Origin of the sequence: Pseudoclavibacter sp. 13-3, from assembly GCF_021168475.1 — a bacterium.
Taxonomy (GTDB): domain Bacteria; phylum Actinomycetota; class Actinomycetes; order Actinomycetales; family Microbacteriaceae; genus Pseudoclavibacter_A.
The window spans coordinates 171,445-197,112 of the sequence record NZ_JAJOZT010000003.1 but is presented as its reverse complement, the minus strand read 5'-3'; the positions used below and the strand labels follow the sequence as shown (position 1 = coordinate 197,112).

Genomic DNA, 25,668 nt, shown 5'->3' with positions numbered 1-25,668 from the left:
AATTCTCTCTCACTTCTGCGCACGTGCGTCGCGAGGCTCTTGACTGTGTAACCGCCGCTCGACGCGATGCATGACGTCAGGAGCGAACGCCACCGCCTCGGGCACGCCGACCAATGACCGCAGAATCTGTTCGTAGCGCACGGCGCTGAGACCGAGCCTGTCGCGAATCGCACGACTTCGCCCCTGTCGCAGGTTCTGCAGCTCCATCTCGCAGCGCAGCACGTCGCGCTGCAGTGGAGTGAGCCCGCCCGTGCACATGATATGGGAGTCTACGCTATGAGAGCAGGCGCGTTCAGGCACGATTCACCGCCGCGCAGACCGCGGCGAAGCACGGAGGTCGATCATGACAGATCAGCACGATTCACCCGAGCAGGGCTCAGAGGCCGTCTCTGAGGCTGCGGCCGTCACAGACGCCGAATGGCGGCAGCGACTCGACCCCGTCGAGTATGCGGTGCTGCGCGAAGCGGCCACCGAACGCCCTTGGACGGGCGAGCTGCTCGACGAGCATCGCGTCGGGGTCTATCGCTGCCGCGCCTGCGGCGCCGAGCTCTTCACCTCGACGACGAAGTTCGAGTCGGGGTGCGGCTGGCCCAGCTTCTACGACCCGCGCGACACCGATGCCGTGACGCTGATCAGGGACGACTCGCACGGCATGGTGCGCACCGAGGTGCGCTGCGCGACGTGCGGCTCGCACTTGGGCCATGTGTTCGAGGATGCTCCCCAGACTCCGACCGGACAACGCTACTGCATGAACTCGGTCGCGCTCACCTTCGAGACCGACGCCTGACGCGGCAGAGGCTCGACGCGGCAACTGCTCGCCCGTGATATCGAGCTGTTGCGCTTGAGCCGACTGCGGGGCTCGAACCCGCCACCTCCTGTTTACAAGACAGGTGCTCTACCAGATGAGCTAAGTCGGCGTCGACCGTGAGAACGGCCGAACTCATCTTAGCGGGTGATGCGACTCGTCCGCACGATCGCGCTCAGACCAGCGTGGCGCTCACTGACCAGAGGAAACGTCGGCACCGGTCTGCGTCATGTCGATGCCACGATCTTTGAGCTTCTGCTGCAGCGTTTCACTGACCTTGCTGAGGTCGTCGACCGACTGCCCGTCGATGTAGACGGTCGGCGTTCCGGTGAGATTCGCCGCATCGGTCGACCGCTTGACCCATTTCTTGAACTCGCCGTCGCGAATCGACTTCTCGACCTGATCCTGCTCGTCGGGCTGATCGTCACCGATGACCTGTCGGGCAAGCTCGACGAGCCGGTCGTCGGTCAGACCGCTGGTGCTCTCGCTGGGCTGCACTCCGGGCTGCAGAAGGGTGGTGAAGTAGTTGAGAAAGCTATCGGGCGCGTACGTCGCGACCGAGGCGGCAGCGGCAGCCGCACGCGTCGAGTACTTGGTGCCCTGCGAGGCCTGATCCAGAATCGAGACCGGGTGGATGACCAAGTCGATGTTGCCTGCCTGGGCCTGCTCGCTGAGCATCTGTCCGTAGGTCTGCTCGAACTGACCGCACACCGGGCACATGAAATCGGCGTAGAGCTCGACGACGAGACGCCCGTCGGCCGAGGTCTGACGCTCCGGCTGCACATCGACGGAGCGGGCTTCGGCCCTCTGCACGGCGAGATCCTGCGAGATCACCACACCGTCGTTCGGCATGTTGGCCGGCATGACCGAGGCGGCCGCCTGCTCGTGCTTCTGCACGTTCTGGACGATCAGCCAGCCGCCCACGACGACGGCCACCACTGCGACGACGACACCGATCTGAATGAGCAGACGGTTGCGCTTGCGCTGCCGCTCCTGCTGCTCGCGGAGCTGACGCGCCTTCTCACGCGCCGCCTCACGCCGCTCGTTCTTCGTCGGGCGGTTCTGGGCGTTGCCGCCCGATGTGCTGCCTGCCATGGTCTCCCTCTGGTCGATTCGGCCAAATAAGTTGCATCTACAATGGATCGCGCCTCCCAGCTTGCCATACAGGCAGCTGGATCGCGCCGTCTCACAGCTCCCACTGAGAATACCGGGTCTTGCCGCGACCGCTGACAGTGAGAATCGCGCATAATGAGACTATGCCCTCTCTGGTCTTGGAACACGCCTCGTGCGTCTATCCGGGTGCGACCGAGCCCGCAGTGCGCGACATGTCGCTGTCGGTCGACGACGGCGCCTTCCTCACCCTGCTGGGCCAGAGCGGCTCGGGCAAGTCGACGCTGCTGCGCATGATCGCCGGCCTCGAAGAGACGGCCTCGGGCACGATGAGCATCGACGGCCGTGACGTCACACGCCTGCCGCCCAAGCACCGCAACGTCGCCATGGTCTTTCAGAACTACGCGCTCTACCCGCAGATGTCGGTGCGCGACAACATCGCGTTCGCGCTCAAAGTCGCAGGGGTCGACCAGTCCGAGCGCGATCGCCGTGTCAGTGTGGTCGCAGACGGCCTCGATCTCGACGATCTGCTCGATTCGGCGCCGCATGAGCTCTCCGGCCGCGAGCGCCAGCGCGTCGCCGTGGGGCGGGCGCTCGCTCGCATCCCTGACCTGCTGCTGCTCGACGAGCCCTTCACCAGTCTGTCGTCCGAGGTGCGCCATCCGCTGCTCAGCAGCATCCGCACGCTGGCCGCGCGACTCGGCGTCACCACCCTCTACGCGACCAGAGATCTCGCAGAGGCGGCGCTGCTTGACGAGCCCATCGCCGTGCTCGACGACGGGCGGCTGCACCAGATCGGCTCACTCGCGCACCTGCGCAGTCGGCCACACGATCTGACCGTCGCCCAGACCGTCATCGACGAGCCGATCACCTGCTGGACGGCGACCGCCGAAGACGGCACGATCTGCATCGGCGACCAGTGCCGCATCGTGCCGGGAACGCACGGGCCGGTCGTGCTCGCGATCGCCTCGCGGCACATGACGCTCAGCGATCAGCGTGAAGACCTCGGCGGCACAGTCGAACATGTCACCGGGGCGCCCGACGGGTCGCACACCCTGACCCTGCGTCTCGCCGATCGAGACCGCAGCGAGTGTCAGATGGAGACCAGCGGTGCCGGGCTGCAGCCCGGCGACCGCGTGCGCCTGGCTGTCGCCGTCGAGCATGCCTGGGTCTTCGACGCCGACAGCGGTCGACTACTCGCCGCTCCCGCTGCGTGCGGTTGACACCGCATACATTGCGACGGCGGCGGCGATACCCGCATTCAGACTCTCGACGCCGCTCGTGATCGGAATCGACACGATCTCATCGCAGGTCTCGCGCACCAGTCGCGACAGGCCTTTGCCCTCAGAGCCCACGACGATCACCAGCGGATCGGTGGCGAGGTTGAGCTCGGGCAGCGACACGTCCCCGCCGCCGTCGAGGCCGACGACGAACAGCCCGTCTTTCTTGAGCTGACGCAGCGTCTGCGTGAGGTTGGGCACCATCGCCACCTGCGTGCGCAGAGCGGCGCCCGCCGAGGTCTTCCAGGCCGATGCGGTCACGCCCGCGCTGCGACGCTCGGGGATGATGACCCCGTCGGCCCCGAAGGCCGCGACCGAGCGGATGATCGCGCCGAGGTTTCTCGGGTCGGTCACCCCGTCGAGCGCGACGATGAGCGGCGCATGGTCGTCGGACTGCGAGAGCAGCTGGTCGATCTTCGCGTAGCGGTACGGCGGCACCTGCAGCGCGATGCCCTGATGCACCGCGCCCTCGCCGACGAGATGGTCGAGCTCGTCTCGGGTGACGGTCGTCACAGGGATGCCGCGACCGGTCGCGCGAGCGAGCGCGTCGCGAACGCGGTCGTCTGCGTCGATGTGCTCGGCCACATAGAGTGCGGTGGCGGGCACCTTCGCGACCAGAGCCTCGACGACCGAGTTGCGGCCGCCGATCACCTCGGTGTCGCGCTGCTTGTGCACCATGGGCCGACCGCTGCGGCCGCCCTGATGCCCGCGGTAGGGCTGTGCGCCAGCGGCGGAGCGCTCGGCGCGAGCCTTCGCCTTGGCCTTGGGGTGGTACGGCCGGTCTTCGGCCTTCGGCGTCGGCCCACGGCCCTCGAGCTTCTTGCGCCCCTGACCGCCCGAACCGGCCTGTGCACCCTTCTTGTGTTTGCGCACGGCACCCGCGCGACGACGTTCTGCCATCACTCCACACTCCATTTCGCCCCGTTGGGGGTGTCTTCGATCTGCAGCCCTGCTGCGATCAGCTCGTCACGGATGCGATCGGCAGCCGAGAAGTCCCGTTCGGCCCGTGCGGTCGCACGAGCCTTGAGCCGCTCGGCCACCAGATGGTCGAGCGCTCGTTCGACCGCGTCGTCGCCGGTCTCGTCAGCGGCGAAGTCGTCCGGGTGCAGGCCCAGCACCCGCAGCATGGCCTCGACCGACTCCCCGGCCTGCAATGCGGTCGTCGCATCGCCATCGGCCAGCGCCGCGTTGCCTCGGCGCACCTGCTCATGCAGCACCGCCAGGCCCTGTGGCACGCCGAGGTCATCGTCCATCGCTTCGACGAACGCCGTCGGCAGTGCGGCCCAGGCATCTGCACCCACGCCTGCACCGTCGACGGTCTCATGCAGACGCTGCACGAATCCGTTGATGCGCCCGACCGCGACCGCAGCCTCGTCGAGGGCGGCCGGCGAGTACTCCAGCGTCGAGCGGTAGTGGGCCGAACTGAGAAAGTATCGCACGGCCTGTGCCGGGGCCGCATCGAGCAGGTCGGCGGCGAAGACCGAGTTGCCGAGCGACTTGCTCATCTTCTGGTCGCCGACGGCGACCAGACCGTTGTGCACCCAGATGCGGGCGAACTCGAAGCCGGCCGCGCTCGACTGGGCCAGCTCGTTCTCATGGTGCGGGAAGCGCAGGTCGAGCCCGCCGCCGTGGATGTCGAAGGTCTCGCCGAGATACTGGGTCGACATCGCCGAGCACTCGATGTGCCAGCCCGGACGACCCCGCCCCCACGGCGACTCCCACGCGGCGGTCTCGGGCTCACCGGCCTTGTGCCCCTTCCACAGTGCGAAGTCTCGCGGGTCGCGTTTGCCCCGCGGGTCGGCATCGGCGGCGTCGGCCATGTCTTCGAGGCGCTGGTGGGTGAGTTCACCATAGGCCGGCCACGATTTCGTGTCGAAGTACACGTCGCCGCTGCCGTCTGCGGCCGCGTAGGCATGCCCGCGTTCGATCAGCCGCGCGATGATCTGCTGCATGCGCTGAATGTTCGCGGTCGCACGCGGCTCGTACGTCGGCGGCTGCACGCCCAGACGATCATAGGCCTCGTTGAACAGTCGCTCGACCCGATAGGCCAGCGCCCACCAGGATTCTCCGGTCTGCTCGGCACCCGAGAGGATCTTGTCGTCGATGTCGGTGACGTTGCGAATCAGCGTGACCTCGAGACCGCGAGCCGTGACCCACCGCCGCATGATGTCATAGATCAGTGCCGATCGCAGATGCCCGATGTGCGGCGCAGACTGCACCGTCGGCCCGCAGACGTAGATGCCGACCTGGCCGGGGCGCACCGGCTGCAGCTCGCGCGGGGCGCGGCTCTTGGTGTCAAAAAGGTGAATCGTCACAGGGCAAGTCTACGTCGAAGGCTCAGACCGACGGCCCAGGTCAGCGCCGCAGCGTGGCGACCGCCTGGGCCAGCACGCCGGCACCCGCCCCGATGACTCCGAGACGGTCTGCGGTCGTCGCCGCGAACGACACCGGGGCGTCCACCAGCTCGGTGAGACGCTTCTCGGCCTCGCGCCGCCTGGGCGAGATTCGCGGCCGCTGGGTCATCACCTGCACGGCGACGTGCTCGACCTTCCAGCCGTCGCGTGCGACCAGCTGCAGCGTCTGCTGCAGAAAGACCTCGCTGCGGGCGCCGGCATACTCGGGTCGGTCAGTGCCGAAGTGCTCGCCCATGTCGCCGAGTCCGGCGGCCGAGAGCAGGGCGTCGCAGACGGCGTGCACGACCGCGTCTCCGTCGCTGTGCCCGGTGAGAGCCGGCGCATCACCCCAGTCGAGTGCGGCGAGCCGCAGGATGCCGGAGTCGCCGAACGCGTGGACGTCGCTGGCGATGCCGGTGCGCATCTCGCGAGGCGGGACGGCAGGCGCAGTCGTCATGGGGAGTCTCAGTGGCTGCGGCCTCAGGAGGCCAGAACTTTGTCGAGCATCTCACCGGCACTGTCTTCGTCGGTCTTCTCGGCCAGAGCGAGCTCTGAGATGAGAATCTGACGGGCCTTGACGAGCATGCGCTTCTCGCCGGCAGACAGGCCGCGATCCTGATCGCGACGCCAGAGGTCGCGCACGACCTCGCTGACCTTGATGACATCACCTGAGGCCAGCTTCTCGACGTTGGCCTTGTAGCGGCGCGACCAGTTGGTGGGCTCTTCGGTGAACGGCTCGCGGAGCACGGCGAAGACGGTCTCGAGGCCCTTCTTGTCGATCACGTCGCGAACGCCGACCTCTTCGACGCTGTCGGCCGGGACCTGAATCGTCAGATCGCCTTGGGCCACCTCAAGCGTGAGGTAGAGCTTCTCTTCACCGCGCACGGCACGCTTCTTGACCTCAGTGATCTTGGCTGCCCCATGATGTGGGTAAACGACGACTTCGCCGACTTCAAAACGCATTGAACAACGCCCTCCGTAGGCCGCAAGGATACCATATTTCTATACTCGTTCCGCTGCAGACCCCCAGAGTGATGAGAGACGCACAGAATTCGCGGTAGACTGAACGGGTACGTCTGGATTCCACCACCCGCCGCAGCGGGTGGGCACTACCGCGGAGGAAACGTGAGCATTCGCAGAGCAACTTTGGCCGCCCTCTTCGTCGCGCTGGTCTCGGTTGGAGCAGCCGGCTGCTCGTACGCGACGCCAGTCGCCACGGAGCGCAGCTACAATGCCTCCGACGGCATCGTGATCGGTGTCGGCGACGTCACCCTGAGCAACATCGCCCTGATCTCGGATGACGAGGGCGACCACGCCCGTCTCATCGGTCAGGTGGCCACCTCCGGAACCAAGGCCACCGACGTCACGCTGACCATCGACGGCCAGCAGCCGATCAGCTGGAGCGTCGAGCCGAACCAGCCCATCGACCTCGAGGCCCCCGAGAACGAGCACGTGCTCACAGACATCGGCGCCAAGCCCGGTGCGACGCTGCATGCGAAGGTCACCGCCGACGGTCAGACCGAAGACCAGAAGACCATTCCGGTCATCGCCGGTCACCTCAAGGAGTACTCGTCGCTGGTTCCGAGCAGCGAGCCCAGCTCGTCGCCTGCGACGGCTTCGACCGAGACGCAGTCGCCGACCGAGGCCGCCACGCCCTCGCACGACGCTCACTGACCGGTTTCGCCCCGGGCGGGCGCACGACGCGTCACGCCTCGAGCTTGTACCCCAACCCTCGCACCGTCACCAGGCGCTGCGGGCGCTTGGGGTCTTTCTCTATCTTCGAGCGGATGCGCTTGACATGCACGTCCAGCGTCTTGGTGTCGCCGAAGTAGTCTGGCCCCCACACCTGGTCGATGAGCTGGCCCCGGGTCAGCACACGGCCCACGTTCTCGGCGAGGTAGGCCAGCAGCTCGAACTCTTTGAGCGGCAGATAGACCTCGCCGCCCTCGACGCTGACCACATGCGAGTCGAGGTCGATGCGAATACCGCCGGCCTCGATGACCGTGATCTCGCCGTCGCCATCGGCTCCCCCGCCGCTGCGCCGCAGCACCGCGCGCACGCGGGCCAGCAGCTCCTGCGACGAGTAGGGCTTGGTGACATAGTCGTCGGCGCCGACCTCCAGGCCGAGCACGGTGTCGAGCTCGGTGTCCTTCGCGGTGAGCATGATCACGGGAACGTCCGAGGTCTGACGAATCTGACGGCAGACGTCGAGTCCGTTCATGCCCGGCAGCATGAGGTCGAGCAAGATGAGATCCGGTTCGACCTGCGCGAAGGCCTCGAGCGCCTTGAGGCCGTCGTCGGCGACGGTGACCTCATAGCCCTCACGCCGCAGCAGGTAGGTCAGCGGCTCGCTGATCGACGGTGCATCCTCGACTAACAGCAGGTGCGTCAACGTGTCTTCCTCTCGTCGCACGGCGACGACTGGCCGCCATGATGCCAGAACTGGCTCTGGTCTCTGATGAACAATGGACGAATGCCGGTCACGGCCGCCGCACCACCACGGGTGCTGCTGTGGGCGTCTCGCGATCGGTGCCGATCACCTGTTCGGCGAGGTCTCCGCTGCGCGGAAGATCCAGCGTGAAGCTCGAACCGATGCCCACCTTCGACCAGACGCTGACCGTGCCGCCGTGAGTGCGGGCGACGTGCTTGACGATGCTGAGCCCCAGACCGGTGCCGCCGGTGCCGGTCGAGCGCACCCGCGCCGGGTCGACCCGGTAGAACCGCTCGAAGATGCGCTTCTGCTGCGCCTTCGAGATTCCCTCGCCCTTGTCGGTCACGACGATCGAGACGGCGTCGTCGCGCCCCGAGGCGAGCACGCCGATGTCGCTGCCCCGCGGCGAGTACTCGATGGCGTTCGTCAGCAGATTGGCGAGCGCCGAGACCAGCGATTTCTGGTCGCCCTCGATGTGCAGGTCGCCTTCGGTGCGAGCCGAGAGGGTGACCCCCTTGCGTTGCGCCGCGACCTGCGCGGTCGCCATGGCCGCGTCGACCACAGCCACCAGATCGACCTCGGAGAACTGCGTGCGCTGATCGAGCCCGCTCTCAATACGACTCAGAGAGAGGATGTCGCCGACCATGTCGCTCAGTCGCTGCGTCTCGGTGCGCAGCTGCCCGGCGAACCGGTTCACCAGCTCGGGATCGTCCGAGGAGTCGGCCAGCGCCTCGCTGAGCAGCAGCACCGCAGCGATCGGCGTCTTCAGCTCGTGACTGACATTCGTGGTGAAGTCTCGCCGCATGGCCTCGACCAGCACCTCCTGAGTGCGGTCTTCGACGACGACGAGAATGTACCGGTTGCCCAGTACGGAGACGTGCGTGGTGATGTGGCTGTCGGCTCGGTCGCCGCGGCCGCGACGCAGGACGAGCTCCTGCTGCACGGCGGTGCCCGTCTCTCGCACCTGATCGATGTCGTGAGTGATCTCGTCGAGCATCACGCGCCGGCCCGAGACGATGCCCAACGGCTTGAGCGACGGAGTGGTCAGCAGCACTTCGTTCGACGCGTTCACGACGAAGGCGGGAAAGGGCAGTGCCTCCAGCGACTGCACAACGCCGTCAGGCAGAATCTGAGCGACCATGTACCGGCCGCGCTCGCCCTTCTGATACGAGCGAAAGAGGAGCAGACCGACGATCGTCGCCACGAGCGCACCGAGCAATGCGGCGAGAACGACCGTCCAAAGACCCATGCGCACCATTCTATGCAAGGGTCTCGGCGCGTCTTCGTCAGAGAGCCGGCATGGTAAGCTGCCCGTTCGTTCGTGTTCAGCGTCACTTCACCGGCTGTTCACCTCACTCCGAGATGATCAGCAGCGTTGTTCAGCATCGCTGACCCGTCACGTCGTTAGGAATCCCGTGCGCATCGTTTTCCAGCAGGAGCTCAAAGAGGTCCAGGACAAGCTCGTCGAGATCTCGACGCTCGTCTCCGAGGCCATTGAGAAGGCCGTCACCGCATTCAACGAGTCAAACGTGCATCTCGCCGAAGAGGTCATCGACAACGACGATCGCATCGACGAACTCGCCTCCGACCTGACCGAGCTCTCGATCACGATTCTCGCCAAGCAGCAGCCGGTGGCGAGAGACCTGCGCACCATCGTCAGCACCCTGCGCATCACCTCGTCGGTCGAGCGCATGGGCGACCTCGCCGCGCACGTCGCCCAGCTGGCTCGCTACCGCTTTCCCGACCGAGTCGTTCCCGGCGATCTGCGCGACACCTTCATGCGCCTCGGCGCGCTCGACGTCGCCATCGCCAAGAAGGTGCCCGAGCTCCTGGCCACCCAGGATCTCGACCTCGCCGAGGCGATTCGCCGAGCCGATGACGAGGTCGACGCACTGCACAAGCACGTGTTCGACACCGTGCTCTCGGACGAGTGGAAGAACGCCGCGCTCGACACCGTCGATGTGACCCTCGCCAGCCGCTACCATGAGCGCTTCGCCGACCACGCGGTCAACATCGCCAACATGGTCATCTACCTGGCCACGGGCGACTGGGCCAGCGAGAGCGACGAGAGCGACCGCAGCTCACTCTGATCGACTGGCCCGCAGGGCCCCAGATGCGCAGAAGGCCCCGACGCTGTCAGCACAGCGTCGGGGCCTTCGCTGATCTCTCGACCGAGATCGCTCAGCCGAGGCCCTCTACTTGCGCCCCTGTGCGGCGACGGCGGCCGCCCCGGCAGCGGCGGCTTCGGGGTCGAGGTACTCACCGCCCGGCACGAGCGGTCGCAGATCATCGTTCAGACGATAGACCAACGGAATGCCTGTGGGGATGTTCAGCTTGGCGATCTCGTCGTCGGGCACCCGATCGAGGTGCTTGACCAGCGCACGCAGCGAGTTTCCGTGAGCGGTGACCAGCACCGTTCGGCCAGCCGCGAGGTCGGGAACGATGGCGTCCTGCCAGTACGGCACCAGGCGACCCAGCACGTCTTTGAGGCATTCTGAACGCGGCACGCGCTCGAGCAGGCCGTAGCGCGGGTCGTTCGTCTGCGCGTACTCGTCGTCTTCGGCGATCTCAGGCGGCGCGATGTCGTACGAGCGACGCCAGGTCATGAACTTCTCTTCACCGTACTTCTCAAGAGTCTCGCTCTTGTTCTTGCCCTGCAGCGCGCCATAGTGACGCTCGTTCAGACGCCAGGAGCGATGCACGTCGATCCAGTGGCGATCGGCGGCCTCCAGCGCGAGGTTCGCGGTCTTGATCGCCCGTTTGAGCACCGAGGTGTGCACGACGTCGGGCAGCACTCCCGCCGCTGAGAGCAGCTCGCCTGCGTGCCGCCCCTCTTCGACACCCTTCTCGGACAGGTCGGCGTCGACCCACCCGCAGAAGAGATTCAGCTTGTTCCATTCACTGTTGCCGTGGCGCAGCAGCACCAACGTGCGCGTCTCTTGAGTCATGCGTCAAGTCTACCCGGCTGCCCCTGACCGAACGCTGCGCATCACCGAGCCCGGCGACGCGCCCGACGCAGATCGCGCACGACCGAGGCGGCCAGTCCCCCGGCATCCGCCGGCACGATCGCCTCTTGGCGGGCGACCATCGTCTCGTCGCCGTGCTGCACGGTCAGCTCGGCGTCGAGAGCGACCCCGCGCCGCACCACCGCGAGCGCGACCGGGCCCATCTCCCAGTGCATGCCGCCGGTCGTGACGGTTCCGACCTGCTGGTCTGCGTCACGCACGAGATCGCCGTGTTCGACCCAGGTGTCGCTGCCGTCGAGCTGCAGCAGCACCAGTCGGCGCGGCGGGTGCCCGAGGTTGTGCACCTTGGCGATGGTCTCCTGCCCCGGATAGCAGCCCTTGCTGAGATGCACCGCGCTGCGCAGCCAGTCGAGCTCGTGCGGAATAGTGCGTTCGTCGACCTCGTCGGCCTCGCGCGGACGCGCCGCCGCGATGCGCAGCGCCTGCCATGCGTCACCGCCGGAGCGACGCACCTCGGCGTCGTCGAGCAGGGTCTTGGCCTCGACGCGACGATCGCCGCCGACGAAGGCGATGCGCCAGGTCCAGGTCTCGTATTCGGCAGCACCGTCGTCGGCGTACTGCCAGCCGCCGTCGACGAGATGCTCCCAGGGATCGCGCCAGACGAAGTCTGCCAGCCCTTCGAGCGCCGGCTGCCAGTCGCGGCCCGCGACGGCGAACCAGCCGATCTGCGTGAATCGCGAGGTGGCGTCTTCGGCCTCGACCCGCAGCATGAAGCGCATCCTGCGCACCCACTCGATCACACGATCGGCACCGCCGCGCTCAGGCAGCAGCCAGATGTCGTCAGCAGTGCCGCCGACGGCGCCGACGGCGAACTGCACATGGCCCGCGGCGTCGAGCAGCAGGGCCTCATCGCTGTCACCGGCGGCCAGCGAGCCGACGTCGCGCGAGAGCAGCACGTTGAGAAAGCGCTCGCGATCGGGGCCGGTCACGTGCACGACGTCGCGCGTGGGGATGCCGAGCACCGCCCGTCCCGTGATCAGCCGGTGCTGCTCGCCCAGGGGGTCGCCGAGCTGTCGAGGCTCGAGCGATGCCGGGGAGGTCACTCAGCGCCTCCCGCGGCCGGCGCGGAAGCCCCGCGGCGAGCCAGCACGCCCGAGGCCATCGAAGTCAGCGGTCGACCGAATGCGGCGATGTCCCATGCCCACATCAGCTGGCCGTCGACCAGTCCGTACATGCGCTCGGCAGCGGTGTAGAGACGCGACTCCGCGGGGCGCAGCACGGCGTCGGTGCCGATCTGCACACGCGGCCCGTCGATGGTGCCGACATAGAGCTCGCTGATGCCGTCGGGATGCAGCACGCTCACCTCGAGCGGGAACCCGGTCTTGGAGCGCAACTCGTCGACGTCGTCGATCGTGCGCGCCGCGCCGTCGGCTCCGGGCAGCAGCGCCGGCCCGTGATCGGTGGGGCGCTCGGGCACAGCCAGACGCCAGTAGCCGGTCTCGGTCGTCAACGGGGTTCGCTCGTCATCGAGCATCCAGTAGTACGCGTTGTAGTGCAGGTCAGCCAGGCCCTCGTTGGTGAAGCTGACGCGCTGTCCGAACTCGTACTCGACATGGTCGTCTTGGGGCCCGTAGCTGACGACCCCGGTGCCCTCCCAGACACCGATGAGCCAGCTGAGCGGGTTGACCTCGGCGGGCAGACCCTCGGGGATGTCGAACACGCTCAGCGCTGACCTTTGAAGAGCTTGACCAGCACGGTCACCGCCACGAAGGCGATCGAAAGGCTGGCCAGCGCGAGCAGGCCGACGAAGAAGATCTCAAGTGCAACGATTCCGTCCATGCCAGCAGTCTAGCCCGTCCCACCCTGCCCTCGCGCACGTCGCGCGCGAGGGCCCGGATGCGCATGTGACGCGGCGCTGACGCTGATCATGCCCAGCCTCGACTATGATGAGGACAACTTTCCCCAGGAAGGCCCCCAGTGTCGAAGCTCGTCGTTCTCACCAGCATGAAAGACGGCGTGCTGCCCGCTCTGACCCTGCTCAGCCACCAGGTCACGACCGTGCAGCCGTCAGGCAACAGCGTCATGTCATGCATCGACGCCGACGTCGTTCTCGTCGACGCCCGGGCCGATCTGCCCGCCGCACGACAGTTCTGCTCGCTGATGGCCGCCTCCCATCTCGACGTCGCCGTCATTCTGGTCGTGACCGAAGGCGGGCTCGCCGCGATCAGCCGCGACTGGGGTGCATCCGACTTCATTCTGTCGACCGCCGGCCCTGCCGAGATCGATGCGCGAATCCGCCTGGCCCGACGCATCAGTGCGGCCGTCGAGCCAGACGGCCCCTCCGTCATCCGCGCCGCCGGGCTCACCATCGACGAGGCCAGCTACTCGGCGCGCATCAACGGCAAGCCGCTCGACCTCACGTACAAGGAGTTCGAGCTGCTGCGCTTTCTCGCCGGCCGCCCCGGCCGGGTGTTCACGCGCGAGCAGCTGCTCAGCGAGGTCTGGGGCTACGACTACTTCGGCGGCACGCGCACAGTCGACGTGCACGTGCGCCGTCTGCGTGCCAAGCTCGGCGAGCTCGACTCGCTGATCGGCACGGTGCGCAACGTCGGCTACCGCTTCAACCCGGTCGACCAGGAGCGGCCGGTGGCCGCGGCGAACGGCGCGAGCGGCGGAGCGAGCGCGTGACCTCGGCGGTCGACGGCCCGCGACCAGTGCGCTCTGACGACCTGCCTGCGCTGCGCGACCTCGCCGCACGGGCGTTCCGCGCCGACGGGGCCCAGCCGTTCAACGACCACTCGTGGAGTCAGCTGACCGAAGGCCAGGCCACAGTCGCCCTGGTGCACGCCGACGAGACGGCGCTGGCCGCCGCCGCGGTCGTCACCGGTGACGAATTCGAGCTCGTGGTCGCCCCCGACGCCCGTCGGCAGGGGCTCGGCACACGTCTGTGGCAGGCCGCTGTCGACGCCGGCGGTCGACTGATCTGGGCCCACGGCGGGCTGGCCGCCGCCCATGCACTCGCCGCCGCATCCGGCGCCATCTCGATTCGCGAGCTGCTGCTGATGCAGCTGCCGCACCACGCGCTGCGCGAGCTGGCCGATTCCGGCGAGCCCGCCCGTGCGCTGCCCGACGGCCTCACTCTGCGGATGTTGCGGCCGGGTCGCGATGATCGGGCGTGGCTCGATCTGAACGCGCGGGCGTTCGCGGCGCATCCCGAGCAGGGCCGGATCACCGCTGACGACCTCGCGGCGCTGCAGCACGAGAGCTGGTATTCGCCCGACGACGTGCTGCTGCTCTGGCAGGGTGACGAACTGGTCGGGTTCAACTGGACGAAGATCGCGCCGGGCCCCGACGACAGCCCCGAGGGCGAGATCTATGCGATCGCGGTGAGCCCCGACCACAGCGGCCGCGGTCTCGGTCGGGTGCTCATGGAGCACGGCCTTCGACACCTCGCCGAACGGGTCGCCGAGGTGTCACTGTATGTCGAGGCCGACAACATGCCCGCGCTCGCGCTCTACCGGCGACTCGGCTTCGAAGAGCGTTCACGAGATATTCACTGGCAGGTGAGATGATTGAGGAATGAGCGAACCGTCACAGCAGACTAAGACGAAGAACCGCCAGGGGCAGAGCACCGCCGCACCGCTCTCTCCCCCGGCCGCAGCAGCGACGCAGAACGCCCAGCTGCCGCCAGACCGCTACCTGGATCGCGAGCTCTCCTGGCTCGGCTTCAACGAGCGCGTGCTCGAGCTGGCCGCAGACGACGGACTGCAGCTGCTCGAACGGGCTTCGTTCCTGGCGATCTTCGCGAACAATCTCGACGAGTTCTTCATGGTGCGCGTCGCCGGCCTGAAGCGTCGCGTGGCGCTCGGCATCGCCGTTCCCGCGGTCTCTGGCTATGCGCCGCTCGAACTGCTCAGCGCGATCTCGAAAGAGGCCCACCGACTGCAGGAGCGCCAGGCGAGCATCCTGCACGAGCACGTTCTGCCAGAGCTCGAGAAGGTCGGCATCGGCATCTCGCACTTCGACGAGCTCGATCAGGCCGACCGGGCACGGCTGCGCACCTACTTCGACGAGAAGGTCTTTCCGATTCTGACCCCGCTGGCGGTCGACTCGGCGCATCCGTTCCCGTACATCTCGGGTCTGTCGCTCAACCTGGCCGTGATCGTGCGCAACCCCACGACGAACAAGCGCGAGTTCGCACGCGTCAAGGTTCCCCAGTCACTGCCCCGCTTCATCCGCGTCGGCGAGATCGGCGACGCCCAGACGCACTTCGTGCCGCTCGAAGAGCTCATCTCGGCACATCTCGACCAGCTCTTTCCCGGCATGGAGGTCGTCGAGTCGCACGCCTTCCGCGTCACCCGCAACGAAGACCTCGAGGTCGACGAAGACGAGGCCGAGAACCTGCTGCAGGCGCTCGAGAAAGAGCTGCTGCGTCGGCGCTTCGGCCCGCCGGTGCGCCTCGAGGTGGCCAGCGACATCAACCCGGCCATCCTCGAGCTGCTGGTCAGCGAGTTGGGCGTGCAGAACGAAGACGTCTACAAGCTGCGCGAGCCGCTCGATCTCACCGGCCTGTTCGCCATCTCAGGGTTGAACCGCCCAGAGCTGCACTACCCGGTGGCCGTTCCCGTCACCAACCGCTTTCTGCAGGACATCGAGCCGCACCAGCACGCCGAGTTCTTCGGAGCCATTCGCAAGCAGGACATCCTGCTGCACCACCCCTACGAGTCGTTCGCGACCAGCGTGCAGGCGTTCTTGGAGCATGCCGCGGCCGACCCGACCGTGCTCGCCATCAAGCAGACGCTGTACCGCACCTCGGGCGACAGCCCGATCGTCCAGGCGCTGATCGACGCAGCCGACGCCGGCAAGCAGGTGCTCGCGCTGGTCGAGATCAAGGCGCGCTTCGACGAGGCGAACAACATCTCGTGGGCTCGCAAGCTCGAGCGCGCCGGCGTGCACGTCGTCTACGGCCTGGTCGGGCTGAAGACGCACTGCAAGCTCTCGCTCGCCGTGCGCGAAGAAGAGGGCCGTCTCGTTCGGTACAGCCACGTCGGCACCGGAAACTACAACCCGAAGACCGCACGTCTCTACGAAGACCTCGGCCTGCTCACCGCCTCTGAAGAGGTCGGGGCCGACCTCGGACGACTGTTCAACCATCTCTCGGGCTACTCTGCCGAATCGGACTACAACCGCCTGCTGGTCGCTCCCAAGACGATTCGCACCGGTCTGATCGACCTGGTCGACCAAGAGATCGAGAACGCGCGTGCCGGCAAGGCGAGCGGCATCAAGATCAAGGTCAACTCTCTGGTCGACGAGCAGATCATCGACTCGCTCTATCGCGCCAGCCGGGCCGGCGTGCCCGTCGAGGTCTGGGTGCGCGGCATCTGCGCGATCAAGCCGGGCGAGCCGGGGCTCAGCGAGAACATCACCGTGCGCTCGGTGCTCGGTCGGTTCCTCGAGCACTCGCGCATCTTCTGGTTCGCGAACGAGGGCGACCCGATCGTCTACATCGGCAGTGCCGACATGATGCACCGCAACCTCGATCGTCGCGTCGAGGCGCTCGTGCGCCTGGTCGACCCCGACCAGATCACCGAGCTCACCGACCTGCTCGCGATGGGCGTCGCCGACACGACCTCGTCGTGGCACCTCAGCGCCGACGGCAGCTGGAAGCGTCACTACCTCGACGACCACGGCGACCGGCTGCTCGATGTGCAGGAAGAGCTCCTGCGCATCGCCGCGACGCGCAAGGCACGGGCTCGGGCGAAGCGCAAATGATCGTCGCCGCGGGAGTGCTCTGCTGGCGACGCATCGCCGGCGAGCCGTACATCCTGGTCATCCATCGCGCTGCCCATGACGACTACTCGTTTCCCAAGGGCAAGCAGGATCCAGGCGAGAGCGTGCCCGAGACGGCCATTCGCGAGCTGCGCGAAGAGAGCCGCATCCGCGCCACTCTCGGGCCGTATCTCGACGCCGTGCACTATCACGTCGGAGACAAGCCCAAAGTCGTCTCGTACTGGACCGCGCAGATCTCGGCCGATCAGGTCAAAGACAGCGCCAAGCACTTCTCGCCGAACCACGAGGTCGACGAGCTGCTCTGGCTGCCCTTCGCCGAGGCGCAGCGGCTGCTGACCTACGACTTCGACCGCGAACTGCTCACCCGACTCGAGGCGCAGCTGCCCACGCTCGATCGCCCGATCTTCACCGTCGGCGTGCTGCGCCACGCCAAGGCCACCTCACGCGTCGACTGGAGCAAGGGCGAGGCCAGCCGCCCGCTGACCTCGCACGGGCAGTCACAGGCCAAGCATCTCACGCCGCTGCTGCAGTGCTGGGGAACGTTCCCGCAGATCGTGACGAGCCCCTGGCAGCGCTGCCTCTCGACGGTGCAGCCGTATGCGGCCTCATGCGGCACCCGTGTGCGCCGCGCCGCCGAGCTCACCGAGACCGACTACGCAGCCGACCCGGAGGCGTCGGAGCGTCTGGTCACCGAGATCGTGTCGCAGGGGCGCCCGGCGTTGTTCTGCGCCCATCGTCCGGTTCTCCCGGGCGTGCTCTCGGCGATCGGCGCCCTGATCGACGAGCCCGCTCGCGCTCGGCTGCTCTCGCATGCCACGCTGGCGCCGGCCGAGCTGGTCGTCGCGCAGATCGCGCAGACCGGCGACGCCGAGCATCCCTTCGAGCTCGTCACCGTGGCGACGTACGCTCCCTTCGACGAAGAGAGCGACAGCTGATCGGGATGTCGCCCGAGCGCGGTCTGCCCCACGCAGAACTCTGCCGTTCTGAACGGCCCACCGTCGTTCACCTGCCGTTAAGGTGCTGGTGAGAATCCCGACACCGGGCGTCCGTAGTTTGAAAGGCGAACCGGGCCGCTTCTCTCTGCGGCCGCATGCAAGAAACCTGAAAGGGTACATCGTGAAGAAGACTCGCCTCATCCAGGCCGCCGCGCTGCTCGGCGTCGCCGCCATCTCGCTGTCGGCCTGCGCCAGCAACGAGAGCGGCAGCAGCTCATCGACCTCGTCGCTGAGCGGTCAGATCAGCGGCTCGGGCGCTTCGAGCCAGAGCGGCGCGCAGGAGGCATGGAAGGCCGGCTTCATCGCGGCGAACTCGGGTGTGACCGTCAACTACGATCCCGAGGGCTCGGGCGCAGGCCGCAAGGCGTTCATCGGCGGAACCGCCGACTTCGCGGGCAGCGACGCCGCGGTCAGCACCGATGAGCTGGCCGGCAAGTTCGCCGCGTGCAAGACCAACGACATCGTCGAGATCCCCGCATACATCTCGCCCATCGCCGTCGCCTTCAAGCTCAACGGCATAGACTCGCTCAGCCTCGATGCCCCGACGATCACCAAGATCTTCGCCGGCCAGATCACCAAGTGGAACGATCCGGCCATCGCCGACCTCAACTCGGGCGTCGACCTGCCCGACACCACCATCAAGGTGATCTTCCGCGGCGACGAGTCGGGCACCACCAAGAACTTCCTGAACTACCTGAAGTCAGAGGCCGCTGACGCCTTCGGCAGCGCCGAGGTCGGCGAGACCTTCCCCTTCGCCTCGAACCCGAACGCGCAGTCGGCTCAGAAGACCCAGGGGGTCAAGCAGGCGCTGAGCAACGCCGAGGGCGCCATCGGCTACCTCGACGCCTCGCAGGCCGGCGACCTCGGCACCGTCGCCGTCAACGGCGTGAAGTACTCGGCCGACGCCGCCGCCAAGATCGTCGAGCACTCGAAGCTCGTCGACGGCCGCGGCGACGCCGACCTGGCGTACAAGCTCGACTACAGCGTCGAGGGCGCCTACCCGATCGTTCTGGTCAGCTACCTGATCGGCTGCCAGGAGTACCAGACCGAGGGCAAGGGCGAGCTCGTCAAGGCCTACTTCGAGTACGTGATCAGCTCCGAGGGCCAGAAGCAGGCTGCCGACCACGCCGGCTCGGCTCCGCTGAGCGACGCCGTCACAGAGAAGGCGAAGACCGCGGTCAACGCGATCAAGTAGTCCGAAACACCCGGCTCGCCCATCGCGAGCCTCGCTGAGGCGGAGCGACATTCCTTCGTCGCTCCGCCTCAGTCGTCTCTCCGCAGTCCTTCCACGCTCCTCCACGTTCTGACCCGATGGGAATCATGAGCACTACCGCAAGCCCACAAGTCGCACCTCGGGCGAAACAGCGCCCCGGCGACGTCATCTTCTCGCGCACCTCGCTCATCGCGGGCGTGCTGATCCTGGTCATCCTCGCAGGCGTCGCGATCTTCCTGATCGGTCAGGCGCTTCCCGCACTCGGCGCCAGTCGTGCCAACGGAGACATCCCCGGCACTGCCGGCGACAACGTCTGGGAGTACGTCGGGCCACTCGCCTTCGGCACGCTCTGGGTCGCCCTGATCGCCCTGCTGATCGCCTTTCCGTTCTCGATCGGCATCGGCCTGTTCATCTCGCACTATGCGAACCGCAAGTTCGCGCAGCTGCTCGGCTACGTGATCGACCTGCTCGCTGCCATCCCGTCGGTCGTCTTCGGCCTCTGGGGCATCGCGGTGCTCGCCCCGGCCATCAAACCCTTCTACGACTGGCTGTCGACGTATCTGGGCTGGATCCCGCTGTTCGCGGGCCCCGTCGCCAACCCGGCCACCTCGGTGCTGACAGCGGCAATCGTGCTCGCGATCATGATTCTGCCGATCATGACCGCGATGAACCGCGAAGTCTTTCTGCAGACCCCGGCGCTGCACGAAGAGGCGGCTCTCGCGCTCGGCGCCACGCACTGGGAGATGATCAAGATGGCCGTGCTGCCCTTCGCGCGCCCGGGCATCATCTCGGGTGCGATGCTCGGCCTCGGCCGTGCCCTCGGCGAGACGATGGCCGTGGCCATGGTGCTCTCGGCCACACCCGGTCTGGTCAGCTTCGCCCTGCTGCAGGGTCAGAACCCGAACACGATCGCCGCCGCCATCGCGCAGAACTTTCCCGAGGCCTCGGGCACGAAGATCAGCGTGCTCATCTTCGGCGGTCTCGTGCTCTTCGTGATCAGCATCGCCGCCAACCTCGGCGCCCGCTGGATCGTCAACCGCCGCAAGGAATTCTCAGGAGCCAACTGATGAGCACAGTCAACACTCTCTCTGCCTCTTCGGCGTTGGCCGGCAACAGCCGACGGCGCAAGGCCAAAGACGTCACGATGCGCGTGGTCGTCTGGAGCGCGTTCATCATCGCGCTGATCCCGCTCGTGTCGCTGCTGTGGGTCGTGATCTCAAAGGGGCTCTCGCGTTTCGACGGCGAATTCTTCAGCAGCTCGATGCAGGTGCCGCTGGGCGCACCCGGCGGTGCGATCCACGCCGTCATGGGCACGCTCATCGTGACCGGGTGGACGGCGCTCATCTCGGTGCCGATCGGTCTGATGACAGCGGTGTACCTCGTCGAGTACGGCCACGGCAGACTCGCCAAGTCCATCACCTTCTTCGTCGACGTGATGACCGGCATCCCCTCGATCGTCGCCGGCCTGTTCGCCTTCTCGGTGTTCGTGATCTTCTTCGGCGCGGACGCGAAGATGGGCATCACCGGCGCGGTCGCGCTGTCGGTGCTCATGATTCCGGTGGTCGTGCGCTCGACCGAAGAGATGCTGCGCCTGGTGCCCAACGAGCTGCGCGAGGCCTCGTACGCCCTCGGCGTGCCGAAGTGGCTCACCATCGTCAAGGTCGTGCTGCGCACCTCGGTGGCCGGCATCATGACCGGTGTCATGCTCGCTCTCGCCCGCGTCATCGGCGAGACCGCGCCTCTGCTGGTCACCGCCGGTCTGGCGTCGAACATGAACTACAACGCGTTCTCAGAGCGCATGACGACCCTGCCCGTGTTCGTGTACAACCAGTACCAGAACCCGGGCATCGACGCCGACCCGTACTACGCACGAGCATGGGCCGGGGCGCTGACCCTGGTGCTCATCGTCATGGTGCTGAACCTCGCGGCGCGCATCATCGCCAAGATCTTCTCTCCGAAGTCGCGCTAGCGCCCACCGCTCATCTCTGACCCGCAGACCCACATCGTAAGGATTCACAGAACATGTCAAAACGCATCGTCGCCAAGGATCTCAACGTCTACTACAGCAAGTTCCTGGCCGTCGCCGATGTCAGCATGGACATCGAGCCGAAGTCAGTGACCGCCTTCATCGGCCCCTCGGGCTGCGGCAAGTCGACGTTCCTGCGCACGCTCAACCGCATGCACGAGGTCATTCCCGGCGCCCGCGTCGAGGGCGAAGTGCTGCTCGACGGAGAGAACCTCTACGGCCCGGGCGTCGACCCGGTGCTCGTGCGCCGCCAGGTGGGCATGGTGTTCCAGCGCCCGAATCCCTTTCCGACCATGTCGATTCGCGAGAACGTGCTGGCCGGCGTCACGCTGAACAACAAGCGCATCTCGCGCAGCGATGCCGACGAGCTGGTCGAGAAGTCGCTGCGGGGCGCGAACCTCTGGAACGAGGTCAAAGACCGACTCGACGCCCCGGGCTCAGGCCTCTCAGGCGGTCAGCAGCAGCGGCTCTGCATCGCGCGCACGATCGCGGTGAAGCCAGACGTGGTGCTGATGGACGAGCCGTGCTCGGCCCTCGACCCGATCTCGACGCTGGCCATCGAAGACCTGATCGAAGAGCTGAAGCTGCAGTACACCATCGTGATCGTGACGCACAACATGCAGCAGGCCTCACGTGTCTCGGACAAGACCGCGTTCTTCAACATCGAGGGCACCGGCAAGCCGGGTCGCCTGATCGAGTACGACGACACGCGCAAGATCTTCGCCAACCCGACTGAGAAAGAGACCGAGGACTACATCTCAGGTCGCTTCGGGTAAAGAGCGAACATCAGCTGCCGGCGGCTTCGGAGGGGGAAGCCGACGGCGACAGCACCGGGCTACTCCGGGTCGCTGGGATCAAGCGGGGCGTGATGGTCAAGGGCCACCACGCCCCGCTTCCAGTATCCCTGGACGTCGAGGTCTCGACGATCGAGCTTCTGACAGCCGCGCAGACGGCGCCGCACCGGAATCAGCGCCGACGCCTCGCCGGCCGCCCACACGAACGTGCCCGTCTTGAAGTCGATCCCGGTGACGGCAGCCTCGAGAGCCGATGCCGGTGCATCCGAGGGCAGCCAGTTCAGGCTGGCGATGCGGGCTCGCAGCAGCGCATCGAGATACTCGGCATCGGCCTCGTCGGCGCCCCAGACGATCACGTCGACGACCGTGCGACCCGGCAGCGCCTCGAGCCAGCGGGCCAAGGCGGGCAGTGCGGTGGCATCGGCGATGAGCACGGCATGATCGACGTCGAGCGGGGCCGTACGCGACCCGCGGGGACCGGCGACCACGAGGTCATCTCCGATGGCCGCCTCGCGAGCCCAGTTCGTGGCCGGCCCGCCTTCGTGCAGCACGAAGTCGATGTCGATCTGCGCCTCGTGGTCGCCCTCGGCGGCACGCCACGCGCGCGGAGTGTAGTCGCGGCTGATCAGAGGCGCATCGGGGCGCTGCAGCCGACCCTCGGCGTTGACGGCGGGTGCGTTGATCACCCCGTGTTCATCAGGCAGAAAGAGCTTGACGTGGTCAGCCGGCCCAGGCGCGAGAAAGTCGTCGAACGCCGTCGACGACAGCGTGATGCGTCGCATGGAGGGCGAGATCTGCGAGACGGCGCTGACCGTCGCCCTGCGAACTCTGAGGTCGTGGCGAGTGCTCTGGCGGTCGAGCATGTCGGCTCCTGTCTTTCGGTGGGCAGGGAGCCGATCGGCACGTCATCGCCCTCGATCAGAAATGGTATGGCCAGGCCGCGAACGCCTCTCGGCGGAAGGCCGCTCGAAGCGGCAGAAGTTGGAGCCCGGGGTTACACGACCTGGCCAGCTCCCGTTGCCGAGAGCCATGTCAGTCTAGGGCATCCTGTGTCCAGAGCACAGCCCCTCTGCGAAAGACCACGACCATGTCGGTGAGCAGGCCCGCCTGTCGGGTGAGTCTGGTCGCCGCAGCCGGGTCGGTGAGCTCAATCGCGTCGACGTGCGCCAGGCAGCCGGCTGCGAGGATGCTGCAGAACGCGGCTGCCTGCATCAGCGCCAGATGGAAGTCGCCGTGGAAGACGCCCCGCAGAATGCGTTCGCTGAGACGCTGCACCTCGAGCACCTGTGCCGGCGTGTCGAGACCGGTCACGATCGGGTCTGCGGTGCTCAGTCGGCGAGCGCCGAGGTCGTAGAGCGCGGTCACCTCTTCGGTCGACGCCATGATCAGGCTGCGCAGCAGATAGATGCGCCAGAGCACGCCGGGCAGACTCTCGGCCGAGGCGGTGGCCCACAGCTCGGTGATCGTCTCGACGCCGTGCTCGTCGGTGTAGTGCGACAGTCGCTTGAGCACGTTCTCGTCAGCCGCGCCACGGGCCCGTGCCATCAGGGTTCGGGCGGTCTCGTGGGCGACTCGGTAGACCGTCGCCGGGTCTGCGGCGCCTTCGATTCGTTCGAACTCCCCTTCGCCGAAGAGCACGGGTCTGTGATGTTCTCGCACCGCTCCAGTGTATGCGCAGGCTTCGTATTCGCAGACTTCGTGCGCCGCTGCGAGCGCCGACGGCGGCTCAGCTCGTCAAGATCGATCACGGCGATCTCGGTCGTGATGGTCGAGATCGGCTGGGTGATCGGGGCCGGCTCGTTTCCGACGACCTCTGCACGCTCGGGCTTGCGCTTCGAGGCGGCCGTGAGCTCGACATCCGCCGGCGTGCGGGCCTCACCCCCGTCGAGCTCGATGACGAAGGCATGACGCAGCCCGCCTTCGGGGTTGCGATGCAGGCGGCCGTGATGCGTGAGAAAGAGCCACCAGGCCGCTGCCCCTGCAGCCGTGAGACCGGAGGCCGCGGCGACCACCAGCGCCCAGCGCGGCCCGAAGGTGTTCGACACCCAGCCGACCATCGGGGCTCCGAAGGGTGTTCCGCCCATCAGCAGCGCCATGTAGAGCGCCATCACGCGCCCGCGCACGGCGGGGTCGCTGGTCAGCTGCACGTAGCCGTTGGCGCTGGAGAGGATCGTCTGGGTGCAGAGCCCCAGAGCGACCAGAGCGATCGCGAAGGTGAGCAGGCTCGGGGCGCAGGCTGCTCCGAGCATGACGAAGCCGAAGCCGACGGTGCCGATGATCACGCTGCGCAGGCGCGGTCGCTCGAGTGACGCGCTGATCAGGGCGCCGACGAGCGAGCCGATGCCCAGCACCGACGAGATGACGCCGTATTCCTGCGCGCCCTGCTGGTAGGCGACGGTGACCATCGCCGAGAGCATGACGGGAAAGTTCATGCCGAAGGTGCCCACCAGAAAGATCATCAGCATCACAAGCTGCAGATCGGAGCGTCCGCGCACGTAGCGGATGCCCTCGAGGATGCCGCCGGCGTGCGACGTCCTGCGTGTGGTCGCGACGGGTTCGCCGTAGTAGTCGCGGGGGCGGATGAGCAGCAGCGCCGCGATCACTCCGACGAAGGTGACCCCGTTGATCACGAACACCCAGCCGGCTCCGACGATCGCGATGAGCACGCCGGCGACAGCGGGCCCGGCCATCCGCGAGAGGTTGAACGACGTGGAGTTGAGCGCGACCGCGTTGCCGACTGCTCCACGGGGCACGAGATCGCTGACGAACACCTGACGAGCCGGGGTGTCGAAGGCGCTGACGATGCCGAGGGCCAGGGCGAAGGCGTAGAGGTGCAGCAGGTCGGGACTGCCCAACAGCACCCAGGCGCCCAGCGCGAAGCCGAGCAGCCCCATGATGATCTGGGTGACCAGCAGCACGCGACGGCGCTGGAACCGGTCGCACACCATGCCGGCGAGCGGGGTCAGCACCAGCTGCGGCCCGAACTGCAGCGCCGTGATGACCCCGACGGCAGCGGCGTCGTGGTCGGTGAGCTGGGTCAGGACGATCCAGTCTTGAGCCGTGCGCTGCATCCACATGCCGACGTTCGAGACCAGCGCGCCGGCGAACCAGTAGCGGTAGTTGCGCACGGCGAGCGATCGAAAGGTCGAGATCATCGGGCGGCGACCTCGCTGAGGTAGGCTGCGGCGCGCCCGAGCTCGGCTCGCTGATCGGCGCTGAGGGCCGCGAGCTGCCGGCCGAGCCATTCGTCGCGGTGGGCGCGGGTGCGCTCGGCTTCGCTTCGGCCGGATGCCGTGATGCGCAGCCGGGTCACCCGGCGGTCGGCCTGTGACTGCTCGCGTTCGACCAGACCGGCCTGGACCAGGTGCGACACGGTGCGGTTCATCGAGGGCGGGCTGACCATGACGATCTCGGCGAGCGAGCCGAGGGTCTGCTCGCCGCTGCGGTCGAGGGTGAGCAGCACGGTCAGCTGTGCCGGGGTGACGCCAGCGGGGTTCTCTGAGCGCAGCCGCCGGTTGATGCGGGCGACTGCGATGCGCAGCTCTTCGGCGAGGTCGGCGAAAGACGCCGGGTCCGGAGTCGACGGAGTCACCTGCGGACGTGAATGAGAGACAGGTTCAGAAGCGGGAGAGGTGTGCATTGCGTCTTCCACATTAGACAATTAGTTAGCCTAAGTAAATAGGAACGCTGGTAGCGAGAAGTTCTGCGATTGTGGCACAATAGTGGGCGGTGCGCCGCAAAGCGCACTGGGCCCCTCTAGCTCAATCGGAAGAGCAGCGGACTTTTAATCCGCGGGTAGAGAGATCGAAACTCTCGGGGGGCACGTTCCGAAGGCTCTTCTCCCGATGCAGACGAGGGAGAGGGG

The 25,668-nt window shown here is 67.0% G+C and carries 27 protein-coding genes and 2 tRNA genes; 13 read left to right on the top strand and 16 right to left on the bottom strand.

Annotation, left to right across the window (positions count from 1 at the left end):
- Nucleotides 1-9 precede the first annotated feature (9 nt).
- Nucleotides 10-258, bottom strand: a complete 249-nt coding sequence (locus LRX77_RS06970; RefSeq protein ID WP_231832186.1) for a DUF3263 domain-containing protein — start codon at nucleotides 256-258, stop codon at nucleotides 10-12.
- An 85-nt stretch (nucleotides 259-343) separates the two neighbouring features.
- Between LRX77_RS06970 and msrB the strand changes: the two genes are divergently transcribed.
- On the top strand, nucleotides 344-787 hold the full coding sequence (gene msrB / locus LRX77_RS06965) for a peptide-methionine (R)-S-oxide reductase MsrB (protein WP_231832185.1): 444 nt from the start codon (nucleotides 344-346) through the stop codon (nucleotides 785-787).
- 57 nt (nucleotides 788-844) lie between these two features.
- On the opposite strand, the gene LRX77_RS06960 is transcribed toward msrB, so the two are convergent.
- Both LRX77_RS06960 and LRX77_RS06955 read right to left on the bottom strand, forming a co-directional pair.
- Nucleotides 845-917, bottom strand: a tRNA-Thr gene (locus LRX77_RS06960).
- Nucleotides 918-997: 80 nt separating this feature from the next.
- Nucleotides 998-1,900 carry a DsbA family protein gene (locus LRX77_RS06955; RefSeq protein WP_231832184.1) on the bottom strand — a complete coding sequence of 301 codons (903 nt, stop codon included), beginning with the start codon at nucleotides 1,898-1,900 and terminating at the stop codon, nucleotides 998-1,000.
- A 161-nt stretch (nucleotides 1,901-2,061) separates the two neighbouring features.
- Between LRX77_RS06955 and LRX77_RS06950 the strand changes: the two genes are divergently transcribed.
- Complete coding sequence (locus LRX77_RS06950) at nucleotides 2,062-3,138, top strand: ABC transporter ATP-binding protein (protein WP_231832183.1); 1,077 nt, start codon at nucleotides 2,062-2,064, stop codon at nucleotides 3,136-3,138.
- Here LRX77_RS06950 and rlmB read toward each other — a convergent pair.
- Genes rlmB through LRX77_RS06930 form a run of 4 tightly spaced genes read right to left on the bottom strand, consistent with a single transcriptional unit; the run spans nucleotide 3,109 to nucleotide 6,551 of the window.
- Nucleotides 3,109-4,095: a 23S rRNA (guanosine(2251)-2'-O)-methyltransferase RlmB gene (rlmB, locus tag LRX77_RS06945; RefSeq protein ID WP_231832182.1), complete on the bottom strand. Its 987-nt coding sequence runs from the start codon at nucleotides 4,093-4,095 to the stop codon at nucleotides 3,109-3,111. The two genes, LRX77_RS06950 and rlmB, sit on opposite strands and share 30 nt — an antisense overlap.
- On the bottom strand, nucleotides 4,095-5,510 hold the full coding sequence (gene cysS, locus LRX77_RS06940; RefSeq protein WP_231832181.1) for a cysteine--tRNA ligase: 1,416 nt from the start codon (nucleotides 5,508-5,510) through the stop codon (nucleotides 4,095-4,097). Before cysS ends, rlmB begins: the two co-directional genes overlap by 1 nt.
- Before the next feature lie 40 nt (nucleotides 5,511-5,550).
- Nucleotides 5,551-6,045: a 2-C-methyl-D-erythritol 2,4-cyclodiphosphate synthase gene (gene ispF, locus LRX77_RS06935; RefSeq protein WP_231832180.1), complete on the bottom strand. Its 495-nt coding sequence runs from the start codon at nucleotides 6,043-6,045 to the stop codon at nucleotides 5,551-5,553.
- 23 nt (nucleotides 6,046-6,068) lie between these two features.
- Nucleotides 6,069-6,551 (bottom strand): CarD family transcriptional regulator, encoded by a 483-nt coding sequence (locus tag LRX77_RS06930; RefSeq protein WP_158030239.1) that lies wholly within the window; start codon nucleotides 6,549-6,551, stop codon nucleotides 6,069-6,071.
- 162 nt (nucleotides 6,552-6,713) lie between these two features.
- On the opposite strand from LRX77_RS06930, the gene LRX77_RS06925 reads away from it, so the two are divergent.
- Entirely contained in the window at nucleotides 6,714-7,262 is a 549-nt protein-coding gene (locus LRX77_RS06925) for a hypothetical protein (RefSeq protein WP_231832179.1), read from the top strand.
- A gap of 31 nt (nucleotides 7,263-7,293) precedes the next feature.
- Here the strand turns inward: LRX77_RS06925 and LRX77_RS06920 are convergent, their stop codons facing one another.
- Together LRX77_RS06920 and LRX77_RS06915 are read right to left on the bottom strand one after the other, a co-directional pair.
- Complete coding sequence (locus LRX77_RS06920; RefSeq protein WP_231832178.1) at nucleotides 7,294-7,980, bottom strand: response regulator transcription factor; 687 nt, start codon at nucleotides 7,978-7,980, stop codon at nucleotides 7,294-7,296.
- 88 nt (nucleotides 7,981-8,068) lie between these two features.
- Nucleotides 8,069-9,268: a sensor histidine kinase gene (locus tag LRX77_RS06915; protein ID WP_231832177.1), complete on the bottom strand. Its 1,200-nt coding sequence runs from the start codon at nucleotides 9,266-9,268 to the stop codon at nucleotides 8,069-8,071.
- Between the two features lie 166 nt (nucleotides 9,269-9,434).
- On the opposite strand from LRX77_RS06915, the gene phoU reads away from it, so the two are divergent.
- Entirely contained in the window at nucleotides 9,435-10,109 is a 675-nt protein-coding gene (gene phoU / locus LRX77_RS06910; RefSeq protein ID WP_231832176.1) for a phosphate signaling complex protein PhoU, read from the top strand.
- Between the two features lie 105 nt (nucleotides 10,110-10,214).
- On the opposite strand, the gene LRX77_RS06905 is transcribed toward phoU, so the two are convergent.
- Genes LRX77_RS06905 through LRX77_RS06895 form a run of 3 tightly spaced genes read right to left on the bottom strand, consistent with a single transcriptional unit; the run spans nucleotide 10,215 to nucleotide 12,705 of the window.
- The gene (locus LRX77_RS06905; RefSeq protein ID WP_231832175.1) at nucleotides 10,215-10,967 is read right to left on the bottom strand and encodes a phosphoglyceromutase; all 753 of its coding nucleotides are present in this window, start codon (nucleotides 10,965-10,967) and stop codon (nucleotides 10,215-10,217) included.
- Nucleotides 10,968-11,008: 41 nt separating this feature from the next.
- Entirely contained in the window at nucleotides 11,009-12,088 is a 1,080-nt protein-coding gene (gene ygfZ / locus LRX77_RS06900; protein ID WP_231832174.1) for a CAF17-like 4Fe-4S cluster assembly/insertion protein YgfZ, read from the bottom strand.
- The gene (locus LRX77_RS06895; RefSeq protein WP_231832173.1) at nucleotides 12,085-12,705 is read right to left on the bottom strand and encodes an FABP family protein; all 621 of its coding nucleotides are present in this window, start codon (nucleotides 12,703-12,705) and stop codon (nucleotides 12,085-12,087) included. Before LRX77_RS06895 ends, ygfZ begins: the two co-directional genes overlap by 4 nt.
- A 257-nt stretch (nucleotides 12,706-12,962) precedes the next feature.
- On the opposite strand from LRX77_RS06895, the gene LRX77_RS06890 reads away from it, so the two are divergent.
- The 8 genes from LRX77_RS06890 to pstB all read left to right on the top strand — a co-directional run bounded on the left by LRX77_RS06890 (nucleotide 12,963) and on the right by pstB (nucleotide 21,785).
- The gene (locus LRX77_RS06890; protein WP_231832172.1) at nucleotides 12,963-13,673 is read left to right on the top strand and encodes a winged helix-turn-helix transcriptional regulator; all 711 of its coding nucleotides are present in this window, start codon (nucleotides 12,963-12,965) and stop codon (nucleotides 13,671-13,673) included.
- On the top strand, nucleotides 13,670-14,557 hold the full coding sequence (gene mshD, locus LRX77_RS06885; RefSeq protein WP_231832171.1) for a mycothiol synthase: 888 nt from the start codon (nucleotides 13,670-13,672) through the stop codon (nucleotides 14,555-14,557). Before LRX77_RS06890 ends, mshD begins: the two co-directional genes overlap by 4 nt.
- A 7-nt stretch (nucleotides 14,558-14,564) precedes the next feature.
- Nucleotides 14,565-16,757 carry an RNA degradosome polyphosphate kinase gene (locus LRX77_RS06880; protein WP_231832170.1) on the top strand — a complete coding sequence of 731 codons (2,193 nt, stop codon included), beginning with the start codon at nucleotides 14,565-14,567 and terminating at the stop codon, nucleotides 16,755-16,757.
- A complete protein-coding gene (locus LRX77_RS06875) occupies nucleotides 16,754-17,710 on the top strand; it encodes an NUDIX hydrolase (protein ID WP_231832169.1) in 957 nt (318 codons plus the stop codon). The genes LRX77_RS06880 and LRX77_RS06875 overlap by 4 nt, the downstream gene beginning before the upstream one ends.
- A gap of 181 nt (nucleotides 17,711-17,891) precedes the next feature.
- The gene (locus LRX77_RS06870) at nucleotides 17,892-18,965 is read left to right on the top strand and encodes a phosphate ABC transporter substrate-binding protein PstS (RefSeq protein WP_231832168.1); all 1,074 of its coding nucleotides are present in this window, start codon (nucleotides 17,892-17,894) and stop codon (nucleotides 18,963-18,965) included.
- 125 nt (nucleotides 18,966-19,090) lie between these two features.
- A complete protein-coding gene (gene pstC / locus LRX77_RS06865; protein ID WP_231832167.1) occupies nucleotides 19,091-20,050 on the top strand; it encodes a phosphate ABC transporter permease subunit PstC in 960 nt (319 codons plus the stop codon).
- Complete coding sequence (gene pstA / locus LRX77_RS06860; protein WP_231832166.1) at nucleotides 20,050-20,952, top strand: phosphate ABC transporter permease PstA; 903 nt, start codon at nucleotides 20,050-20,052, stop codon at nucleotides 20,950-20,952. The genes pstC and pstA overlap by 1 nt, the downstream gene beginning before the upstream one ends.
- A 53-nt stretch (nucleotides 20,953-21,005) precedes the next feature.
- A complete protein-coding gene (gene pstB / locus LRX77_RS06855; RefSeq protein ID WP_231832165.1) occupies nucleotides 21,006-21,785 on the top strand; it encodes a phosphate ABC transporter ATP-binding protein PstB in 780 nt (259 codons plus the stop codon).
- Nucleotides 21,786-21,844: 59 nt separating this feature from the next.
- Here the strand turns inward: pstB and LRX77_RS06850 are convergent, their stop codons facing one another.
- The 4 genes from LRX77_RS06850 to LRX77_RS06835 form a co-directional block, all read right to left on the bottom strand.
- Nucleotides 21,845-22,666, bottom strand: coding sequence for a siderophore-interacting protein (locus tag LRX77_RS06850; protein ID WP_231832164.1), 822 nt, complete (start codon nucleotides 22,664-22,666; stop codon nucleotides 21,845-21,847).
- Nucleotides 22,667-22,835: 169 nt separating this feature from the next.
- Nucleotides 22,836-23,348, bottom strand: coding sequence for a DNA-directed RNA polymerase subunit beta (locus LRX77_RS06845; RefSeq protein ID WP_231832163.1), 513 nt, complete (start codon nucleotides 23,346-23,348; stop codon nucleotides 22,836-22,838).
- The gene (locus LRX77_RS06840) at nucleotides 23,348-24,958 is read right to left on the bottom strand and encodes an MFS transporter (RefSeq protein WP_231832162.1); all 1,611 of its coding nucleotides are present in this window, start codon (nucleotides 24,956-24,958) and stop codon (nucleotides 23,348-23,350) included. The genes LRX77_RS06845 and LRX77_RS06840 overlap by 1 nt, the downstream gene beginning before the upstream one ends.
- On the bottom strand, nucleotides 24,955-25,395 hold the full coding sequence (locus LRX77_RS06835; protein WP_231832161.1) for a MarR family winged helix-turn-helix transcriptional regulator: 441 nt from the start codon (nucleotides 25,393-25,395) through the stop codon (nucleotides 24,955-24,957). The genes LRX77_RS06840 and LRX77_RS06835 overlap by 4 nt, the downstream gene beginning before the upstream one ends.
- A gap of 158 nt (nucleotides 25,396-25,553) precedes the next feature.
- On the opposite strand from LRX77_RS06835, the gene LRX77_RS06830 reads away from it, so the two are divergent.
- Nucleotides 25,554-25,626: transfer RNA gene (locus LRX77_RS06830), tRNA-Lys, on the top strand.
- The last annotated feature ends 42 nt before the right edge of the window (nucleotides 25,627-25,668 follow it).

Excerpts from the sequence above, each read along its gene's own strand:
- LRX77_RS06915 (WP_231832177.1), bottom strand. The coding sequence starts at position 9,268 with ATGGGTCTTTGGACGGTCGTTCTCGCCGCATTGCTCGGTGCGCTCGTG.
- LRX77_RS06880 (WP_231832170.1), top strand. The coding sequence starts at position 14,565 with ATGAGCGAACCGTCACAGCAGACTAAGACGAAGAACCGCCAGGGGCAG.
- msrB (WP_231832185.1), top strand. The coding sequence starts at position 344 with ATGACAGATCAGCACGATTCACCCGAGCAGGGCTCAGAGGCCGTCTCT.
- pstC (WP_231832167.1), top strand. The coding sequence starts at position 19,091 with ATGAGCACTACCGCAAGCCCACAAGTCGCACCTCGGGCGAAACAGCGC.
- LRX77_RS06840 (WP_231832162.1), bottom strand. The coding sequence starts at position 24,958 with ATGATCTCGACCTTTCGATCGCTCGCCGTGCGCAACTACCGCTACTGG.
- pstA (WP_231832166.1), top strand. The coding sequence starts at position 20,050 with ATGAGCACAGTCAACACTCTCTCTGCCTCTTCGGCGTTGGCCGGCAAC.
- LRX77_RS06930 (WP_158030239.1), bottom strand. The coding sequence starts at position 6,551 with ATGCGTTTTGAAGTCGGCGAAGTCGTCGTTTACCCACATCATGGGGCA.
- LRX77_RS06970 (WP_231832186.1), bottom strand. The coding sequence starts at position 258 with ATGTGCACGGGCGGGCTCACTCCACTGCAGCGCGACGTGCTGCGCTGC.
- LRX77_RS06955 (WP_231832184.1), bottom strand. The coding sequence starts at position 1,900 with ATGGCAGGCAGCACATCGGGCGGCAACGCCCAGAACCGCCCGACGAAG.
- LRX77_RS06905 (WP_231832175.1), bottom strand. The coding sequence starts at position 10,967 with ATGACTCAAGAGACGCGCACGTTGGTGCTGCTGCGCCACGGCAACAGT.
- LRX77_RS06875 (WP_231832169.1), top strand. The coding sequence starts at position 16,754 with ATGATCGTCGCCGCGGGAGTGCTCTGCTGGCGACGCATCGCCGGCGAG.
- rlmB (WP_231832182.1), bottom strand. The coding sequence starts at position 4,095 with ATGGCAGAACGTCGTCGCGCGGGTGCCGTGCGCAAACACAAGAAGGGT.
- pstB (WP_231832165.1), top strand. The coding sequence starts at position 21,006 with ATGTCAAAACGCATCGTCGCCAAGGATCTCAACGTCTACTACAGCAAG.
- LRX77_RS06850 (WP_231832164.1), bottom strand. The coding sequence starts at position 22,666 with ATGCTCGACCGCCAGAGCACTCGCCACGACCTCAGAGTTCGCAGGGCG.
- LRX77_RS06845 (WP_231832163.1), bottom strand. The coding sequence starts at position 23,348 with ATGGCACGGGCCCGTGGCGCGGCTGACGAGAACGTGCTCAAGCGACTG.
- ispF (WP_231832180.1), bottom strand. The coding sequence starts at position 6,045 with ATGACGACTGCGCCTGCCGTCCCGCCTCGCGAGATGCGCACCGGCATC.
- LRX77_RS06950 (WP_231832183.1), top strand. The coding sequence starts at position 2,062 with ATGCCCTCTCTGGTCTTGGAACACGCCTCGTGCGTCTATCCGGGTGCG.